This window comes from Peribacillus sp. Bi134 (assembly GCF_918698065.1).
Lineage (GTDB): Bacteria > Bacillota > Bacilli > Bacillales > DSM-1321 > Peribacillus.
In genome coordinates this window covers 63,001-80,808 of sequence record NZ_CAKKLN010000009.1, presented here as the reverse complement: position 1 = coordinate 80,808, position 17,808 = coordinate 63,001, and the positions used below count along the sequence as shown (strand labels likewise).

Below are 17,808 nucleotides of genomic sequence, written 5' to 3'. Positions count from 1 at the left end.
CCTCCTTATAACAAGCTTTTCCTGATCAGAGATTGTCCTATACAAAAAAAAGATGAAGCAGTGGCTTTTAAAAAAAAAATAAGCAAACCCAATAGGGTCTGCCCTTGTACTCCATTAGAATTTCTTTTCAAAAGACCGATTACTGTTAATAACCAAGTTTTTTTTCTACAACGTTCATTAAGGGTTTACCGTCAGAATAAAGCTTTAAATTTTTCAGGAATAATTCCATAACACGATCTAGGTGTTTGGAAGAGTTGTAAGCATTATGTGGGGAAACCATGACATTTTCCAGCTGCCAGAAAGGATGGTCCTTAGGTAAAGGTTCTACTTCAAACACATCTAGAGCCGCTCCTGCTATGTGCCCATTGCTCAAGGAATGAATTAAATCTTCATCAACAATCGTATTACCTCGGCCGACATTAATTACATAGCTGCCTTTTTTCATTTTATTTAAGCGTTCTTTATTAAAAAAGTATGATGTATCTTTTGTAAACGGAAGGGCCAAGACGACAAAGTCGGAACTGGAAAGGACCTCATCCACTTGATCCATTCCCATTATCAAATCAGCAGGTTCATATTCCGTGTTCCTCTTGGAGGGATTCCGGCGGCACCCAATAACGGTCATACCAAGTGCTTTACATCTCTTTGCTATCTCATAGCCAATATCCCCATATCCAATTATCCCCACTGTCGCATTCTCGAGATCTTTCACAGGAATTTCAACCCAAGTTTTGTTTATTTGATTTCTGATCATTGTCGGTACACCTCTTGCTAATGAAGACAGCATCGCAATTGTATGCTCCGCTATTGGGACAGATGTGCAGCCTTTGACATTGGTGATGATGACATCGCTGTTTTGTATATCTTCATTCAGCATGGCCTCCACTCCAGCAGTGTCTGAATGGACCCATTTAATATTTGGAGCTTTTTCTATAATGTTAAGATTATCATGAAGCCCCAGCGTATAAATGACATCAAACTTCGATAGATCAACTGTTGGTTGTGGTTCAGGTTCACCGAACTCCCATGGCTCGACAACAACTTCTGAACAAATCTCCTTAAACTGATTGATGTATTTTTCCGGTATATCGACCCTGATATAGAGTGAAGGTGCTGTTTTCTTAGAATCGGACATTATAAAACCTCCTCAAGAACCTACGATACCCTTTTCCCTCTTTTATGGGAAAACAATCCGTTGCAGATTAGACCATGCCTGCTTTATGGTCACCTCAAGAAATCTGGCTGCTCTTTTCTGATTCTGTCCCAAAGAGGCTGAAAACTCAGCCATCCCTCATATTCCGTTCCCGTTTGTTCTGCCGTTAACTTTGCATACTCTTCTTCTATAAAAATAGGCTTACCTACAGACTCAGCCATTATCTGTGCTTGACATGAACGTTCCATCGTTATGAACCACCACGCAGCTGAATCTACAGACTGGCCTACAGTTAACAATCCATGGTTACGGAGGATGACAGCTTTGCATTGACCTAAAGCCTTAGCAATGCGTTTCCCTTCTTCGGATGCGTAAACCACACCCGTAAAATCATCAAATAATGCATGATCTCTGTAAAATTGGCAGGCATCTTGCGTAATCGGATCTAACAATCTCCCTAAGGAAGACCATGTCTTTCCATAGACTGAATGAGCATGTGCCGCTGCAATGGCATCCGGTCGCGCTTTATGAATTTCAGAATGAATGGCAAAGGCAGCACCATTCACAGAATGTTCACCCTCTACAATATCACCTTTATGATTGACCAATATTAGATCCGAAACGGAAATTTGACTAAAATGCATCCCAAACGGATTAACCCAGAAATGGTCTGTATATTTAGGATCACGGACCGTAATATGGCCGGCTATCCCTTCATCGAAACCAAACTTTGAAAAAAGACGGAAAGAAGCTGCCAACCGTTCCTTCCTGTGAATGCGTTCTTCTTCCAATGTATTGAATGTTGCGGGTTGCAGGGAAATTGTCTTTGTCATTTTACTTTCCTCCTCAATTTTTCCGTTTTTTTGCCGAACCATCAATTAGCCATTGTGTCCATGTCAGCTTTGCCCTTTATATCTTGCTTCACTTCACTTTTGTTTCTGTGATCATTATTCGGACTTAGGAGAGTGATCGTAGTAATGACGACAAAACTAGTAGCGAGCCCGTACAGGATTGGTTGAGTGGAGGAAGGTCCATTAATCACCAATCCGACAATAATAACGATCATGCTGGCCAGAATCGAGTAAAATGCCGCTGTAGCCGTGACCCTTTTCCAAAAGAAGCCAAGGATGATTGGAAAGAACACAGCACCGGATAAAATTGCGTAAGCTACATCCAATGCAACTAAAATATCTTGAATCCATATCGAAACGATTATGGTCAATACACCAATCGTTAAAGTTGTAATTCGGGATGTTTTTAAAAATTGACGTTCATTCATTCCCGGACCGATATATTTTTTAATGATGTCATTAACAACTAAAGTTGACGAAGCGAGCAAAGTTCCTGAAGCTGTGGACATTAGGGCCGAAACCACACTCGCAATGACAACCCCCAATAGGCCAGCAGGTAAAGTTTCCATCGCTATACTGGTAAATGCAATTTGGGGATCGCCTAAATCAGGAAGGATAATAAAAGCGCACATTCCAATGATACTGATTGCAATCGCATAAAAAACACTATATATTCCCGCTCCAACCGTTCCGCCACGAGAAACAGCTTTGGTTCGTGCGGTAAAAAGACGCTGCCAAATATCTTGGCCAACAACTACTCCTAGAGTAAATAGTAGGAAATATTGAAAAATTGTTTCTCCGCCAATGTTGCCTAACTCGAAATGTGAGGCAGGGAGATTTTCTTTAAGCGAGCCCCACCCTCCTGCCTTAGAGATGCTCATCGGAAGCATGACAAAGAAAATGCCGATCGTCATGATGACGAATTGCACGACATCAGTCATGGTGACTGACCACATACCTCCTAATATTGTATAAAATAATACGATCCCACCCCCGACTATCATGGAAACCGTTAAATTCCAGCCAGCCAAAACATGTAAAATCGTCCCCATCCCAATCACTTGCGTTACAGTCAGCATGAATGTATAGATAACAGAGACAAGTGCACTGATCAATCTTGTCTGAGAGTTGTAGCGCTTCTCAAGCATTTCACTGATCGTCAATACTTTTAAATTAAATATCTTATTTGTTAAAAACAACCCGATAGCGATTATGCCGAGCCCGATCATCACCACTAGCCAAATACCGGATATCCCAAACTGATAACCTAACTTTGCTGTTCCTAGAGTAGAAGCCCCCCCTAATATCACAGCAGCTAAACAGGATAAATACATAAAATGACCAAGATTACGTCCTGCCACAATGAAATCATCTGCTGTTTTTGCCCGTTTGGATCCGATTACTCCCACAATGATTAAAACAGAAAAATATAGAATCATGATCGATATATCCAAAATATGCATTTACACATCTCCTTTTGGGCTTGTATTGTTCTTTCGCTTTGTAAAGAGGGAAGAAAGGACTTCAACGATTCCTTCCTTCTTTACAGTTAAATGAAGGAACTAATTGTTAAGCTGGGTCTCCAAATCTCCGACTCTCTCTTTTTTCTCCAGTTTCCCTTTTTTTGCGAGGGCGATGAGTGTGATGAATTCATAGACAATATTAGCGGCTGCGGCAGCCGTGATTTGTCCGTGATCGTATGATGGTAAAACCTCAACAAGATCGAATCCAACAAAATCTATATTCGTCAAGCCTCTCACCAAAGCCAAGGCATCATCAATGCTGGCACCGGACACTTCAGGGGTCCCCGTTCCCGGAGCATAGACCGGATCTAAAAAATCAATGTCAAAAGATAAAAACACCGGACCATTCGCAACACGCTCATGAATGACCCCCAGCATCTTTTCAACCCCGAGACGTTTATAATCGTTTGTCGTATAAACGCCCAAACCTAAATCCCGGGCATCTTGAAGATCTTCCGGTCCGTACAGACCGCCCCTCATACCAATTTGAAGAGATCGCGATACATCGATGAGCCCCTCTTCTATTGCACGGCGAAAAACGGTTCCGTGATTATACTTTTGATCAAAATAACTATCCCAAGTATCAGAGTGAGCATCGAATTGAAGCAGGGCAACAGGTCCATGTTTTTTTACGATCGCACGTAACTCCCCTAGTGTAATGGAATGATCGCCTCCCAATGAAATGGGAATGATCCCTTTTTCAATGACGGGGGTAAGCTCTGCTTCGATTTTTTTATATGTTTCAGAAATATACCCCGGAATGATCGGGATATCCCCATAATCTATTCCTGATATATAGTCAAAAATATTAATATCTTGTTCTGGATTATAAGGACGTAAAAGGATTGAAAAATCGCGAATGGCCTCTGGTCCGAATCTCGCACCCGTTCTAAATGATTGCCCGGAATCAAAAGGAATCCCCGTAATGACAAAATCCATATGTTCATCTACCCGTTCAACAAATGGGAGCCGCATAAACGTACGCACTCCACAAAAACGGGGTGATTTGAATGAGTCTTTCGGTTGATACTTCATCATGTAACATCCTCCTAAATTCTAATTCTGCCATAATTTTTTTCACACCACTGCAATTGCAGCTGCCCTACAAACTTTCATCTTTTCTAATAGAATGGCTATGGAAATTCTATTTCTATCTATTACATAAGCAAGATTCAGACCAACTATTTTGCTGTGGTATATAGGGCTTTTCGTCATTTTGTTTCATTCAACTGATTAAAAACTTAATCATTTTCTTGTTTTTCGATTTATTTTTTGATTATTTAGACTTTTTGATTTATATTTTAATTAAACAGCATCCCAAAACCCAAAGGAGCGGAACTTATGTACGATGATATGCTGGAGGAAGAACTAAATAAGATTATTGAAACATCGAATAATAACATTCTCATTACCGATCAAGATGGGATCATTTTATATTCCAACCCAAAGCTTTGGGAGATTTATGGTATGAAAAGTGACTCTTATATCGGTACCTCCGTCTATCAATTAGAAAGTGAAGGCCTTCTCACGCCTTCCATCAATGCGATCGTTTTAAAAGAAAAGAAAGCGAAGCGCATAATGCAAGAAACGAAAACGGGTCATGTTGTCATGTCGACTGGCTATCCCATTTTTAATAAGGAAGGACTTCTCGTTAGGGTAATCAGCTATGGTCAGGATCAAACCGAGATTTTGCAATTGCAGGATCAATTTGAGCAATTACAACGAAAAATAAAAGGCTATCAAACGGAAGTCGAGGATTTAAGAGAAAAGGAACTGGATTACCATTATTTGATTGCCAGAAGTAATGAAACGAAGCATATTTTAAAAACGATCCATAATGTTTCAAAAACCGATGCCACGATTCTCTTATTAGGACCTTCAGGGGTAGGGAAAAGCACTTTTGCCCGTGCTGTTCATGACCAAAGCAACCGAAAGAAAGAACCTTTTATCGAAGTGAATTGCAGCACGATACCTGAAAGTTTGTTTGAATCAGAAATATTCGGCTATGAGCCGGGATCATTTACAGGGGCAAATAAACAAGGGAGGCAAGGCCTGATTGAACAGGCTGACAGCGGGACGCTTTTCTTAGATGAAATCGGGGAACTCCCACTTGCCATGCAAGCTAAATTACTGAAAGTATTACAGGAAAAAAAGATAAAGCGCATCGGTGGAAAAAAAGAAAACCATATTAACTTCCGCCTGGTTGCAGCAACTAATCAAGATTTGAAGGAGATGGTAAGTCAAGGTAAGTTCAGATTGGACTTATTTTATCGTTTGAATGTGATTCCCATCCAAATACCTGCATTACATGAACGTAAAGAAGATATCCCTCTCTTAATTCAGCATTACTTACAGAAAACCAATGATAAATACCAGAAATTCAAAAAAATCCATCCATCGACTTATGAAATTTTGACTCATTATCATTGGCCCGGAAATATACGGGAATTAGAAAACTTAATTGAACGGCTAATCCTGACCATCGAAGAGCCCATTATATTTCCCGAACACCTTCCCCAATCCATCACAGGGCAAATAGAACAGCCAGAAGATTCCACCTTCCTGGCAATCGAACAGGAATGTGAAGAGAATTTCGATTTAAAGAAGACACTGGAAAAGGTTGAAATGCAACTGATTGCAAAAGCATGGAAACAATGTAAAACCACATACGAAATGGCAGAACATTTAGGCATCAGCCAGCCAACAGTCATCTATAAATTAAAGAAGTACAAAGAGTATTTGTAAATGCATCTGACTAAAATCCCTGTAAACCATGAATGTCCCTTAGCTAATTAAAGCTAAGGGCGCATTTTGAAGCCTTATATGACAGCAATTCGAAGTGAAACTATGAAGATTATCGACCATAATACCAATAAAAAGCCCCTCAAAAAAAATCCACATTCAAGTTGAATGGGATTCAAAATATCACGTTTCCAAATTATTGAAGTTACATCTCATATTAATTCAAACGGATGATCGTCAGTGAAGCCCTCACCAACTGTTAGCGACCAGTCACAACGGTAAACACAGTGTTGGTTCCATTCACTGTGAATGACCTGAATTTTGGTTACTTGGAAGCGTAAACCGATTGCCCCCACTTCTCCTGTTGTACCGGTTGATCCAGTAGCTCATTATTCCCTTTGTACGGTTGCACCTGTTACTTCCTGCTCCCTTTTCTTCACATTTCCATGATTGTCTCCATTTTAATGAAAATAAAAGATATTTTACTATATCAACAGAATTGGAATTACATATATCCTATTTTGAGTTGAATAAAAAAGAGGCACCCATAATGGGAGCCTGAATTTTTAGTGAAGGTAAGCCATTATATGTAAACGGTAACCATTCCGCATCCTTATGCTAACACGATGATTGAGAAATGGGATATTCCACCCAGTAACTTAGGAATATCTTTTCTATTGTACCGAATTTAAAACAGGCTAGCTTATAGTCGGTTATTTCACGGCCTTTTTTATAGCTTTCACTTCATATAATGATCCTTCCGAACTGACGATATATTCAGGCTTTGGTTTCCCAAGGTTCGCTTTATGGCCTGCGATATGGGCTTCACTCTTTTCCCACTGCTTCCAATGCGCCTCCGACTCCCAATTGATCATAATGATGACCTCTTCATCCCCGCGACGCACTTTTTTCACCATCACACTTAAATCGATGAACCCTTCCTGCTTTTCTATGATCCCTTCCCCACTGAACCGTTTTACTACTTGTTCGGCATTACCTTCTTTTACCACCATTTTTCTCATCTGGACGAACAATCTGAACAACTCCAATCGATATACTTATAATGAATCATTTTATTCGATAACGATTCTCATTGTCAATTATTGAGACTTCGACTTAAGTGCACTACTTAAAACTCCAAATCCAAAAACAAAATAAAAAATGGATCAGGAAGTTATAACATATCTTCCTGATCCACTTTTTATTGTCATTCACCTTTTATCTTTAAGACTTTTGGGAACATAGTCATTCAGTTTATTAAATAAAGAAGTAATGTAGGAGCTGAGTTCGAAACGATCCTCCTGAACAAATTCAACTAACGACACTCCATTCTTTTTCATAACTTTTCCCCCTTTAGTTTTTATCCCGGTGCATAAACCTTTTCAGGGCACTAATACCAGTGAATTCTGCCATTTGCCGAAATCCATAACTTCTCTCCATTGTTTTCTTTATTTGATTATACAAGAAAGCGCTTACAATGTAAAATATTATAATACTAAAGATTGCTATTTAATTAGAATGTTCCAGTTATATAAAGCTACATATTTATATTTTTAAACTATGCTGGCTTTTTAGGTGCACTTTCTTAATCAATTACTACTTGTCTTGTTCACAGTGTTTAAAATTTCATGAAATGCCCTTCAATATTTCAGTTAATCGCAGGAACTCTTCCTTATCACGATTTCTTAATGAGTGATCGATTTCTTTTTCGATTTGTGCTTTCCGGTAATCACTAAGGGCCTTTTTCAAAACCATTTCAGCCATCTCTTCAGGTTCAAGCGATGTTTCTGGCAATTGCTTCTCCATACGAAACCAACTCCTTAACCTTTTTTCTATTATACTAAATAACTTGGAGATTATTATTATTTATTAACTTATCCTTTCCTCTTTTTTATTTCCTTATCCACATGATTTCCACTTTGCCACTCTTCCATACATAAAAAATACTAAATGATTTGAATTTAAAACTTTTCATTTTATCCGGGAATATCGAATCGTTTATTTCCATTACTTTAGAATTAATTATATTCCATTACAGGTGATTGGAGCTAAGTTATTCGCTTCATTTTTTTCAGAAAAGTCAGAAATATGTTGACCGGTATGGATAAGCCCTCTAAAATAATCTAAATAATCCAGTTTTTTACTTATATTCATTAACCATCATTTTTGTTCTTTTCGACCTTATTATTGTTGAAAACAATTTTGATGAAAAACTTAGCATTAAAGGAGCATTTATCATGAAAAAAAGTCGAGTTCTTTTCGCAAGTTTAGCCGGTTCCGTTATTGAGTGGTATGATTTCTATTTATACGGGACAGCTACTGGCCTGGTTTTTACAACTCTATTCTTCCCCAATCATGACCCTGCCATTTCACTTCTTCTCGCCTTTGTCACTTTCGGGGCTGGTTACGCAGCCCGACCAATCGGGAGTATCCTATTCGGTCATATGGGTGATCGCATCGGACGGAAGGCAGCACTCATGTTCACCCTTATTGGTATGGGAGGGAGTTCAATGCTTATCGGTGTTCTGCCCACTTATGCCCAGGTTGGCTTGGCAGCCCCCGCCATCTTGGTGGTGCTGAGATTGATTCAAGGGATTTCCTTGGGAGGTGAATGGGGCGGAGCCATCCTATTGGCAACGGAATCTGCTCCAAAGGGTGTCCGTGGGTTATATGGATCAATTCCGCAACTAGGGGTCCCCATCGGTTTGGTTGCCGGTTCGTTCAGCCTGACCCTTATCAGTTCCTTGACAACCGATGCCCAATTTTTATCTTGGGGTTGGCGGATTCCATTCCTTTTAAGCGGTGTACTGATTGCATTGGCAATCTGGGTAAGGAGTGGCATTGAAGAAACGCCGGAATTCCAACAGCAGAAAGATAGCGGCAATCTTGCGAAAGTTCCCATTATTGAAACGTTGAAACACGATTGGAGAAGTGTGCTGCAAGTGATCGGACTAAAAATTGGGGATGGGTTCTTCAATGTATTCATCATGTCCTATGTTCTCGTCTTTACTACACTGTATTTTGGTTATTCCCAAGAGTCAGCCTTGACCGGTTTAACGATTGGCTGCGCTACAATGCTAGTAACCATTCCTGTCATTGGTTACATTTCTGATTTTATCGACCGAAAAATCATCTATTTTGGGGGCCTGATTCTCCTTTTCATCCTGGCCATCCCATATTTCACAATGATCGGGCAAGGAGCCGGCTGGTTCTACTTTATGCAGGCAGTTGTACTCGGCGTCATCTGGGGAGCCATTTTTTCTACACAAGGGACGTTATTCTCGGAGCTCTTTCCAGCCAAGGTGCGTTATACAGGACTATCTGTCGGTTATCAGGTCGCGGCAGCCATTGCAGGTTTCGGTCCGCTGATCTGGACCACGATGGCGGATTCATATGGCCCATCCCCTCTGGTATTTGGCGGATTCATGATGGCAGGTCTCGCAATTTCCCTGGCGCTTTGTATATTATCACCGCATTTCAGCAGAAGGATCAAAAGTGATCAAACACTCAATCCACAAGAGCTGGATTTGAACTGATTCTAAAATCCCAGGCCTAAGTAATAACAGAGGCTGAACGTCCTTTCACTTGGACAACCGGCCTCTGTTTTTTAGAAAGCACATACCTGTCTAAACTTCCTTAATTCCCACAATCTCCAAAAGATCGGTCAACGTCCGGATTTCATAGGTGGGGCTGATTCCCAGATTATTTTCCTTTTGATGGGGATTGTACCAGCATGTATCCATTCCATAATTCAAGCCGCCCTGTATATCTGATGTCAAGGAGTCGCCCACTATCAACGCTTTCGATTTATCTGTAATCTTTAACTTCGTAAATGCATAATCAAAAATCCCTCTATCAGGCTTCTGAAACCCAGCCTCTTGGGAAACTATTAAAGTTTCAAAGGTATTGCAAAGGGGTGACCCCCCTATTCTTGCTGTCTGCACTGTCGTAAAGCCATTAGTTATAATGGCCAGCCTGCATCCTCCAAGCTTCTCGCAAACCTCCAAAGCCCCGGGCAGAAGATGTATTTCCTTTCCCAAATGTCTTAGGTACACACGGCCGAACGCATCCGCATCGATATCAAGCCCCTGCTTCAGGAACAACCGCTTGAACCTTTCCACTCCCAGATTTGCTAAATCAATAATCCCCTGTTCCAAATCCCTCCATAATCCCTTACTGATTTCTTGGTAGCATCCCGCATAATCCTCCGCCCCTGTAGGCAAACCGAACTCTAAAAAAGCTTCATGCAGTGCATTTTTTTCCGATATTCCAAAGTCTAGCAATGTATCATCAACATCAAATAAGATAATCTCGTATTTCATCGCTGCCTCCATTATCATTTTAGTCCAACTTAACACATTTCCTTTAATTACGTATAACTTATTAGATACATGCTAAATAAATACTGCAAGCTTGGAAAACTACAAAAAGGACAGCTTCAAAGGCTATCCTTTTTTGTATGGTTCTTTATGGAGGATGACTCCTAATGGCAAACTGTTATCATATTTACTCTGTCATGACCATGGCGTTTATTCTATGACGCACAGCTATCATTTTAAATACCAACAGAAAATAAGAGACTTCCCTTTGCGGGCAAGTCTCTTATTTTTATGAAGAGCCAACTATTTTCTCTCCTCTCGGCTTTGTACTATTTGAGTCTGGTTCTCTTGTGATGCCAATTTGATTGAATTTATCATTAATGGACAGTTTGTATGTCAATGATCCTGTGCCTGCATCATCAGGCTTGAAAGTTCCTGCATTAGTCCGCTTTCCATCTTTCAGCAACCAAACCTGATACACCTCGGACTCTTGAAGGCTAGGCAAATTCTGAATTTGCACGATTAACCGTCTTTCTTCTCCTTGCTGCAAAATGTATGCAGCACCGTCCGTATTCATATTTACAGCCGTCTTATCGACAGGCTGCAAAGATAGCGACGTTTTAACCTCCATTGGCAGATTGATGGCTGCGAGTTCTTTTTTCAGTTGAATATTGGAATATAACAGCACAAACGCCAAAACTAGCGCTGCCAACAAAAGACCTGAAGTTACTGGTGTAAACTGCTTAAAGAAAAAACGCCTCCAATTCTTTTCCCTTCTCACCGGAACTTCAACATCCGTCTCAAAGACAAAATTCATAACCTCTGATTTCAGGGAAGAAGAGGGTTCTTTTTCTTCGAAATCCCATTTCAATGACTTCCAGGCTTCCGTCATTTGTTCATACTCCCTAGTGCATTCAGAGCATTGTGTTAAGTGTTCCGCGAATGCTTTTTTTTCTTTTTCACCCAGTTCACCCGATAAAAATGAAAGCAGGTTAGCGCACTCTGTATTCATTTACAAACCACCTACTTCCAAATGCTTTTTCAATAATTTAAGCGACTGGTGAAGTCTGCTCTTGATGGTACCAATCGGTTCATTTTCAATTTTGGCAATTTCGGTTAACGAGTACCCTTTCCAATACAGTAAATCAATCAGTCTTTTTTGCGGCTTGCTTAACTTACTTTTTGCATTGGCAATTTCACTGTGTAATAGCCCATTTTCTATATCATTATTCGGATCTTCTATGTCAATTGGACGACTCATGTCCATGTGTTTATTATTCCGAATATGAACGCTGTCTTTACGGACATAATCCACACACACATTTCGTGTAACGGTCAAAAGCCAGCTTACAAAGTGCCCCTTTTCGGAATTGTAGCTGCTTTTTGTGGTCCAGAGCTTTAAAAAGACCAACTGCACAATCTCTTTGGTTTTATCAGGATTTCCATTTGTGAACTTAAAAATAAAACCATAGATTAATTTAATATGCCTGTCATAAAGTTCTTCCAGAGCAGGACGATGCTTTTTCATTACTAATGCCATCAATTCCTTATCAAGTTTTTCTTTCAATCGCACCTGCAACTCCTCACCAGTAAATTTGGAAAAAACGTGTAACAGGAACGACCATCAATGATCGTCCCTTTTTCTTATTTTGGAAAAACCGTCTTGTTATTTACAATATACCAAACATTTTTCACGCCTTCGCCATTGACATCTCCCGCTGCCTTATCATTCACAAAATAGTAGAGCGGAAAACCTTTGTACGTTACCTGCTCTTCCCCTGTATCTTCCCTTTCAATGGTTCCAAAGTCTTTTTCCTCAAATCCTTTTGGAACAGCAAAATCCCTTTCCATGAACGGCGGCCATTTTTTCAGACAATCACCGATGCAATTGCTTTTTCCTGATTTATCATTCTTGAAAAAGTAAAGTGACATTCCCTTCGAATCAGCCAAGTATTCGCCTGTTGTTTCACTTTCCATTAATTTTAGGGTTTCTGCTTTTTCATCGGCAGTACCACTAACCACTTGATCATTTTGGGATGAATCATTAGCTTCATTTCCACATGCCGCCAAAGCTAGAACCATCATAAAAACTGAAAATACCATCCACTTTTTCATATACTCTCACTCCTCGTCAATTTACTTCCATCCCCATTTTTGAAATACTTGATGGGATTCTTCCGTTTTAAGATAATCAATAAATTGTTTTGCCTTTTTCTTGTTTTCACTCTTACTCGTTATGCTTATCGGGGTTCCTCTATAGAGCTTGTCTTCCTCAGGGAGCTGAACCAGGTCCGTCACATCCGCCAGACGGTAATGCCAGGATTCATATGTGATCCAAGCGTCCAATTTTGAATTTGCCTTCCATAGATCGATAGCTTCAGCACTGGACTTCACTGAAATGTCAATATTCCTGCTAATTCCAGGAATCAATCCTTTCCTTCCAGCCAAATCTTCCCATAGCCCCAGTTGCCCGGCTCCATTAACATCCACAATCTTTACGCCCTTCTTCGTTAAATCCTCCAGGGACTGTATATTCTTTGGGTTTCCTTTTCTAACCAGGATGCCAGCTGACCGTGTATACAATTCAGTGCGGCTCTTTTCATTAATGATACCTGGATGATCATGCATAAAATCTGTTAGCATATACTCTGACCCTCCGTAAATGATATCCGCATCCCGTTTGGCTTGATCAATCCATTTTTCTTCGGGTCCCGCTGTTACTTCAACTTTTATCCCGGTTTCTTTGGTGAATTGTTCCGCCACTTCCTTGATTGGTCCAAGAGGTCCACCTGGTCCATATACTTTTACGACGTCGTTGACAGCTTGCCCCCGTTTCGCACCCATTTCCGGTGAAAATCCTAACAGTACTAGCATCAATGATATACACCCGACAATAAGAACCTTTTTCAAGTCTTTTCTCTCTCCCTTCTAAAAAGCCTTTGTACTATAGATAACGGGACAAACTTCAAAACGGTTTGAAAAAATTGTTAATTATTTATAACTTGCAGCAAAGCACACTGATATTTCTAGTTTTTCACTTTTTCTCTCAACAAAAAAACCATTCGAAAACGGAATGGTTGCGGACTGTGGACAAACTCCTTAGTAATTGAGTTTGTCTACTATTTGGCTTTTAAAATTTGACGTTTTGGAATGTAGGGCACTTGCTTTCCACGGGCGATCCTCCCCACTCAGGTGTCTCGAACACCCGCTCAAATCACCTTTGTTTTAAAATTAAAATAGAACTCTTTCTACCAGCTTTCATGCACATACTCTTTCAAATCTCTTAAAACAACTGGCAGAAAAGCTTAGCTTGATTTGCTTCCCTTTCTCTGTCTTTTTCTTTTACTGATCATAGCAATTCCCAACAATATCAGAGGAATAATCGTTTGCATCAAAACCCCATAAAAAGGGAAGGCGATAATATCAAAACGACTGACATCCATAGCGCTAGGATACGACCAAAAGCTGAATTCTACAATCAATATCCCTATAGGCCATACAACAGAACGATAGTCGGAGAGATTCAGCCACTGCGCGGTACCTAAAGCAGCCGCATAATAAAACACGGAAATTTTGACAAACGCTCCTACTATCCATACGGCCATGATGGCGGACTCCAAATGTTCAAAAAAGTCGGCAAAACTGATGTACCGAGATACATTCATCAGGGGATAATTCTTTGTGGATGTTGTTGATCCGAGTACAAAAAGAACGATAAGATTCACCACAACTAACGTCATCATTACGGCAAACACAGTCATCATCCCATATTTCATTCCTTTTTTCATATCCGCCAAATAAGGGAGGAGAAAAATCATCAGAAAAAACTCGCTGAACCATCCACCTGGTACAATCGAACCCTTGATTGGAGGCATAATTCCATTCCCCAATATCGGGAATATATTCTTAAATTCAATATCAGGGCCCAGTAAGATGATTAAGAGGAGGATTGGAATGATAAAAACGGGAACAAACAATTGGGCAGCTCGCCCCAACACTTCTATCCCTCCGCGTACGATAAAGGCACAGAGGAGTATCATCGATGCCATGATCACGCTTATCGGAGTTTTGACCAGAAAAGAGTCGACAATATATTCTCCGTAACTTCTTAGGATTTGCCCTGTGATCGGGATATAAAAAAACAAGAATAAAAAACCGAGAATTTTCCCCGGAATCCGACCAATGATCTGTTCACTGAATTGGATCACCGTTTGTTTCGGATAAAGTTTGTGCAGTTTATAAGCGATATACACCGTCGCATACCCGATGAGAGACGCCAAAATGGGGGACAGCCATAAATCAGTTTTGGCATATTTGGCTGTGATGCTTGGAACACCGAGAATGGCCGTTGCCACAATCGTCGGATACATCATGAATGCCATCTGTAGAGATGAAATTTTCCCTTTCTCCATCATCTTCCTCCTTTCTGTGATAGTATGGAAATTTGAAATCACGCAACCCACTGATAGATCTACTTTTTCATAAACTCTTAAAACGGCTAAAAAAGAGATGCAATCCATTCAGTTGGTCCTGCCCTCTGCGCGAGTACGAATATTGATAGCACCTTAACGATAGGATATTTAGCATAAAAAATGCCCAGTCAGCTGGTTTCGGTTCCTTTACGATTTCTTTTCCTTAAAACAGCAATCACCAACAATAACAGAGGAATAATCGTTTGCATCAAAATACTTTGTAAAGGGAAGACGTTGATATCATTACGACTGACATCCACAGAGCTAGGCAACGACCACAAACTGAATATGACAATCAAAATCCCTATCGGCCATACAACAGGACGATAGTCGGAGAGATTCAGCCACTGTGCTGTACCTAAAGCGGATGCATAATAAAACACGGAAATTTTTACAAACGCCCCTACTATCCATACCGCCATGACGGCGGACTCTACATGTTCAAAAAAGTCGGCAAAACTGATGTATCGAGATGCATTCATCAAGGGGTAAAGCTTTGTGGATGTTGTTGACCCGAGTACAAAAAGAACCGTAAGATTCACCACAATTAACGTCATCATCACGGCAAACACAGTCATCATCCCGGATTTCATCCCTTTTTTCATATCCGCCAAGAAAGGAAGGAGGAAAATGATCAGGAAAAACTCGCTGAACCATCCTCCCGGTACAATCGCACCCTTGATTGGAGGCATTATACCATCCGCCAATATCGGGAATATATTCTTGAATTCAAGATCGGGAATCAGCAAAAGGATTAAGATACAGATTGGAAAAATGAAAACAGGTACAAACAATTCAGCAGCTCGCCCCAACACTTCTATTCCCCCGCGTACGATGAACGCACACAGAAGCACCATCGATGCCATGATCACACTAATCGGGGTACGTACCAGAAAAGAGCCGACAACAAATTCTGCGTAACCTCTAAGGATTAGCCCCGTGTTCTGGATATAAAAAAACAAGAATAAAAAACCGAGAATTTTCCCCGGAGCCAAACCAATAATCTGTTCACTGAATTGGATCACCGTTTGCTTCGGATACAGCTTGTGAAGTTTATAAGCGATATACACCGTCACATACCCTATGAGTGCCGCAAAAATGGGGGACAGCCATAAATCGGTTTTGGCATATTTCGCTGTGATGCTGGGTATCCCGAGAATAGCCGTTGCCACAATCGTCGGATACATCATGAATGCCATCTGTAATGATGAAATTTTCCCTTTCTCCATCTGCTTCCTCCTTTCTTTAATAGTATGAATTTAATCCTGCAACGCCCACTAATAGACTTACTTTTCCATAAACTCTCCAAATGGCCTGAAAAGAGTTTCCACCCATTGAGTTGGCCCTGACATCTGTGGGAGGTTGAACATGGACAGAATCAATCCAGTGAGGAGCAGTGTAAGAAATGCCATTTTATCTTTTTTAGGATTTTGTTTCATTTTCGGCCATTCAAACAAAATGATTAAAGCTACGATCACGGCTGTACAAATAAAAGCCCCCCATCTCATTTGTCCTTCACCTCTTCCTCAGACAATCCTGCCGGTTTGTTTATATAACCCTGTCTGCGAATATTGGCCGCAACATCGATTTCCACTTCCATTTCCGCGAATATCTCATCCCAGTGGTTTTCGACCTTATTAAACTGTTTAGGATATTTCCTATAGAAATCTTTACCCAACCCTAAAATGTCCGCTTTCTTCTGCTGAGTATTCAGAAAAGCCATCTTGATGCGTTTTTCTATATCTTTTTGATATGCTCGTTCTGCAGCTTTTAGAGACTTAGGATTTGAAAGGTTTAAATTCGTTCCATTTTGTATAACAGCTCCTTCTGTATTTACCTTCATCAACAATTTCCATTTATCATTGATAATTTGCGGAATGATCTTGACTTTGGCTGACACTGGACTTAAAGATATCTTCCCCTTCACACCTTTAGGTTGTAAGGTCACTGTGTATGATTCCACTTCATCTCTTAACCACAATAGCCCTCTAGTTTCCTTTTCAGTCATCGTTCCAGTCATTTTATCTTTTTTGAACACGGCTGTTCCGACAATGTAAGGAATTCCCTGTAATTTCGTTTGCCCTTTTGCTGGTGGTAAAATTTTAACGAATGGAAGTGCGGCCGCTCGGGGTTTACCCGTTAACATTTCATCCAAATCCTGCAGTGTGACCAGCATCCCTATATGTAAATCAGATAGTTCTCTAAGCACTTCTCCTGAATAGTTTTCCAGGGGTGGCAAAGATTCAAGGATAGGCTTTGCTTTCCCTTTGCTGACATACACATTTGCTTTCTCTCTTGGCTGCGGATGGCGCAGCAAAAAATCCAGCTGCTCTTTAATTCCTTCCTTCGCTAACTTTTCACCGAATACAAATACTTTACAATGTCCCCAAAATACTTTTCGCGGAAGCTTGCTTTGAAGCTTAGACAATGCATCTGAAATATTGGCGCCTTTTTCATATCTCACCAATGTCGTAACAGCACCCCCTCCTTGACTGGTCCCTCCTCCTTGACCGCCGCCTCCACCACTTATTGAACTTGGAATAAAAACTTGGACGGATAGTTCGATTTGATTATTATCGTTCTTATCGATGGCGGCTGCTGTGACAATCGCCAAGTCAGTGATTTCTATTCGATCCCAACAACCGCTTAGAAAAGGGGTCGTTCCACAAATAACGAGCAAAAGAAAGACGCTTTTCATGAAATGACGCCTCTTTACTTTCTCCAATACCTTTGTTCTCCTCCAACCAT

The 17,808-nt window shown here is 40.5% G+C and carries 18 protein-coding genes; 2 read left to right on the top strand and 16 right to left on the bottom strand.

Annotated elements, in window-relative coordinates:
- Window positions 1-145 precede the first annotated feature (145 nt).
- The 4 genes from LQ188_RS20705 to speB all read right to left on the bottom strand — a co-directional run bounded on the left by LQ188_RS20705 (window position 146) and on the right by speB (window position 4,565).
- Window positions 146-1,135, bottom strand: coding sequence for a D-2-hydroxyacid dehydrogenase (locus tag LQ188_RS20705; protein WP_230178040.1), 990 nt, complete (start codon window positions 1,133-1,135; stop codon window positions 146-148).
- A gap of 89 nt (window positions 1,136-1,224) precedes the next feature.
- Window positions 1,225-2,028: a class II aldolase/adducin family protein gene (locus LQ188_RS20700; protein ID WP_290370131.1), complete on the bottom strand. Its 804-nt coding sequence runs from the start codon at window positions 2,026-2,028 to the stop codon at window positions 1,225-1,227.
- Window positions 2,028-3,467, bottom strand: a complete 1,440-nt coding sequence (locus tag LQ188_RS20695) for a sodium:solute symporter (RefSeq protein ID WP_230178039.1) — start codon at window positions 3,465-3,467, stop codon at window positions 2,028-2,030. Before LQ188_RS20695 ends, LQ188_RS20700 begins: the two co-directional genes overlap by 1 nt.
- Before the next feature lie 99 nt (window positions 3,468-3,566).
- Window positions 3,567-4,565 carry an agmatinase gene (speB, locus tag LQ188_RS20690; protein WP_101223388.1) on the bottom strand — a complete coding sequence of 333 codons (999 nt, stop codon included), beginning with the start codon at window positions 4,563-4,565 and terminating at the stop codon, window positions 3,567-3,569.
- 303 nt (window positions 4,566-4,868) lie between these two features.
- On the opposite strand from speB, the gene LQ188_RS20685 reads away from it, so the two are divergent.
- Complete coding sequence (locus LQ188_RS20685) at window positions 4,869-6,272, top strand: sigma 54-interacting transcriptional regulator (protein ID WP_230178038.1); 1,404 nt, start codon at window positions 4,869-4,871, stop codon at window positions 6,270-6,272.
- Window positions 6,273-6,982: 710 nt separating this feature from the next.
- Here the strand turns inward: LQ188_RS20685 and LQ188_RS20680 are convergent.
- From LQ188_RS20680 to LQ188_RS20675, 3 genes are all read right to left on the bottom strand, one after another.
- Complete coding sequence (locus LQ188_RS20680; RefSeq protein ID WP_053533860.1) at window positions 6,983-7,303, bottom strand: antibiotic biosynthesis monooxygenase; 321 nt, start codon at window positions 7,301-7,303, stop codon at window positions 6,983-6,985.
- Between the two features lie 177 nt (window positions 7,304-7,480).
- Window positions 7,481-7,609 (bottom strand): hypothetical protein, encoded by a 129-nt coding sequence (locus LQ188_RS26865; RefSeq protein WP_260359184.1) that lies wholly within the window; start codon window positions 7,607-7,609, stop codon window positions 7,481-7,483.
- Window positions 7,610-7,895: 286 nt separating this feature from the next.
- Entirely contained in the window at window positions 7,896-8,075 is a 180-nt protein-coding gene (locus LQ188_RS20675; protein WP_101223389.1) for an IDEAL domain-containing protein, read from the bottom strand.
- A gap of 431 nt (window positions 8,076-8,506) precedes the next feature.
- Between LQ188_RS20675 and LQ188_RS20670 the strand changes: the two genes are divergently transcribed.
- Complete coding sequence (locus LQ188_RS20670) at window positions 8,507-9,805, top strand: MFS transporter (protein WP_101223390.1); 1,299 nt, start codon at window positions 8,507-8,509, stop codon at window positions 9,803-9,805.
- Between the two features lie 90 nt (window positions 9,806-9,895).
- On the opposite strand, the gene LQ188_RS20665 is transcribed toward LQ188_RS20670, so the two are convergent.
- The 9 genes from LQ188_RS20665 to LQ188_RS20625 all read right to left on the bottom strand — a co-directional run bounded on the left by LQ188_RS20665 (window position 9,896) and on the right by LQ188_RS20625 (window position 17,785).
- On the bottom strand, window positions 9,896-10,591 hold the full coding sequence (locus tag LQ188_RS20665; RefSeq protein WP_230178037.1) for a YjjG family noncanonical pyrimidine nucleotidase: 696 nt from the start codon (window positions 10,589-10,591) through the stop codon (window positions 9,896-9,898).
- Window positions 10,592-10,877: 286 nt separating this feature from the next.
- The gene (locus LQ188_RS20660; protein ID WP_101223392.1) at window positions 10,878-11,600 is read right to left on the bottom strand and encodes an anti-sigma factor; all 723 of its coding nucleotides are present in this window, start codon (window positions 11,598-11,600) and stop codon (window positions 10,878-10,880) included.
- Complete coding sequence (locus tag LQ188_RS20655; protein WP_101223393.1) at window positions 11,601-12,155, bottom strand: sigma-70 family RNA polymerase sigma factor; 555 nt, start codon at window positions 12,153-12,155, stop codon at window positions 11,601-11,603.
- 77 nt (window positions 12,156-12,232) lie between these two features.
- On the bottom strand, window positions 12,233-12,703 hold the full coding sequence (locus tag LQ188_RS20650; RefSeq protein ID WP_101223394.1) for a hypothetical protein: 471 nt from the start codon (window positions 12,701-12,703) through the stop codon (window positions 12,233-12,235).
- Between the two features lie 21 nt (window positions 12,704-12,724).
- Window positions 12,725-13,462: an extracellular solute-binding protein gene (locus tag LQ188_RS20645; protein WP_363320603.1), complete on the bottom strand. Its 738-nt coding sequence runs from the start codon at window positions 13,460-13,462 to the stop codon at window positions 12,725-12,727.
- 431 nt (window positions 13,463-13,893) lie between these two features.
- Window positions 13,894-15,000 carry an endospore germination permease gene (locus LQ188_RS20640; RefSeq protein ID WP_230178036.1) on the bottom strand — a complete coding sequence of 369 codons (1,107 nt, stop codon included), beginning with the start codon at window positions 14,998-15,000 and terminating at the stop codon, window positions 13,894-13,896.
- A gap of 188 nt (window positions 15,001-15,188) precedes the next feature.
- Window positions 15,189-16,289 carry an endospore germination permease gene (locus LQ188_RS20635; RefSeq protein WP_101223396.1) on the bottom strand — a complete coding sequence of 367 codons (1,101 nt, stop codon included), beginning with the start codon at window positions 16,287-16,289 and terminating at the stop codon, window positions 15,189-15,191.
- Between the two features lie 57 nt (window positions 16,290-16,346).
- Window positions 16,347-16,568 carry a hypothetical protein gene (locus tag LQ188_RS20630; protein ID WP_101223397.1) on the bottom strand — a complete coding sequence of 74 codons (222 nt, stop codon included), beginning with the start codon at window positions 16,566-16,568 and terminating at the stop codon, window positions 16,347-16,349.
- Complete coding sequence (locus LQ188_RS20625; RefSeq protein ID WP_230178035.1) at window positions 16,565-17,785, bottom strand: Ger(x)C family spore germination protein; 1,221 nt, start codon at window positions 17,783-17,785, stop codon at window positions 16,565-16,567. Before LQ188_RS20625 ends, LQ188_RS20630 begins: the two co-directional genes overlap by 4 nt.
- Window positions 17,786-17,808 lie beyond the last annotated feature (23 nt).

What these genes read in the sequence shown, in the direction of transcription:
- LQ188_RS20705 (WP_230178040.1), bottom strand. Translation starts at nt 1,135, where the DNA reads ATGTCCGATTCTAAGAAAACAGCACCTTCACTCTATATCAGGGTCGAT.
- LQ188_RS20700 (WP_290370131.1), bottom strand. Translation starts at nt 2,028, where the DNA reads ATGGTTCGGCAAAAAAACGGAAAAATTGAGGAGGAAAGTAAAATGACA.
- LQ188_RS20695 (WP_230178039.1), bottom strand. Translation starts at nt 3,467, where the DNA reads ATGCATATTTTGGATATATCGATCATGATTCTATATTTTTCTGTTTTA.
- speB (WP_101223388.1), bottom strand. Translation starts at nt 4,565, where the DNA reads ATGATGAAGTATCAACCGAAAGACTCATTCAAATCACCCCGTTTTTGT.
- LQ188_RS20685 (WP_230178038.1), top strand. Translation starts at nt 4,869, where the DNA reads ATGTACGATGATATGCTGGAGGAAGAACTAAATAAGATTATTGAAACA.
- LQ188_RS26865 (WP_260359184.1), bottom strand. Translation starts at nt 7,609, where the DNA reads ATGAAAAAGAATGGAGTGTCGTTAGTTGAATTTGTTCAGGAGGATCGT.
- LQ188_RS20675 (WP_101223389.1), bottom strand. Translation starts at nt 8,075, where the DNA reads ATGGAGAAGCAATTGCCAGAAACATCGCTTGAACCTGAAGAGATGGCT.
- LQ188_RS20670 (WP_101223390.1), top strand. Translation starts at nt 8,507, where the DNA reads ATGAAAAAAAGTCGAGTTCTTTTCGCAAGTTTAGCCGGTTCCGTTATT.
- LQ188_RS20665 (WP_230178037.1), bottom strand. Translation starts at nt 10,591, where the DNA reads ATGAAATACGAGATTATCTTATTTGATGTTGATGATACATTGCTAGAC.
- LQ188_RS20660 (WP_101223392.1), bottom strand. Translation starts at nt 11,600, where the DNA reads ATGAATACAGAGTGCGCTAACCTGCTTTCATTTTTATCGGGTGAACTG.
- LQ188_RS20650 (WP_101223394.1), bottom strand. Translation starts at nt 12,703, where the DNA reads ATGAAAAAGTGGATGGTATTTTCAGTTTTTATGATGGTTCTAGCTTTG.
- LQ188_RS20645 (WP_363320603.1), bottom strand. Translation starts at nt 13,462, where the DNA reads ATGCTAGTACTGTTAGGATTTTCACCGGAAATGGGTGCGAAACGGGGG.
- LQ188_RS20640 (WP_230178036.1), bottom strand. Translation starts at nt 15,000, where the DNA reads ATGGAGAAAGGGAAAATTTCATCTCTACAGATGGCATTCATGATGTAT.
- LQ188_RS20635 (WP_101223396.1), bottom strand. Translation starts at nt 16,289, where the DNA reads ATGGAGAAAGGGAAAATTTCATCATTACAGATGGCATTCATGATGTAT.
- LQ188_RS20630 (WP_101223397.1), bottom strand. Translation starts at nt 16,568, where the DNA reads ATGAGATGGGGGGCTTTTATTTGTACAGCCGTGATCGTAGCTTTAATC.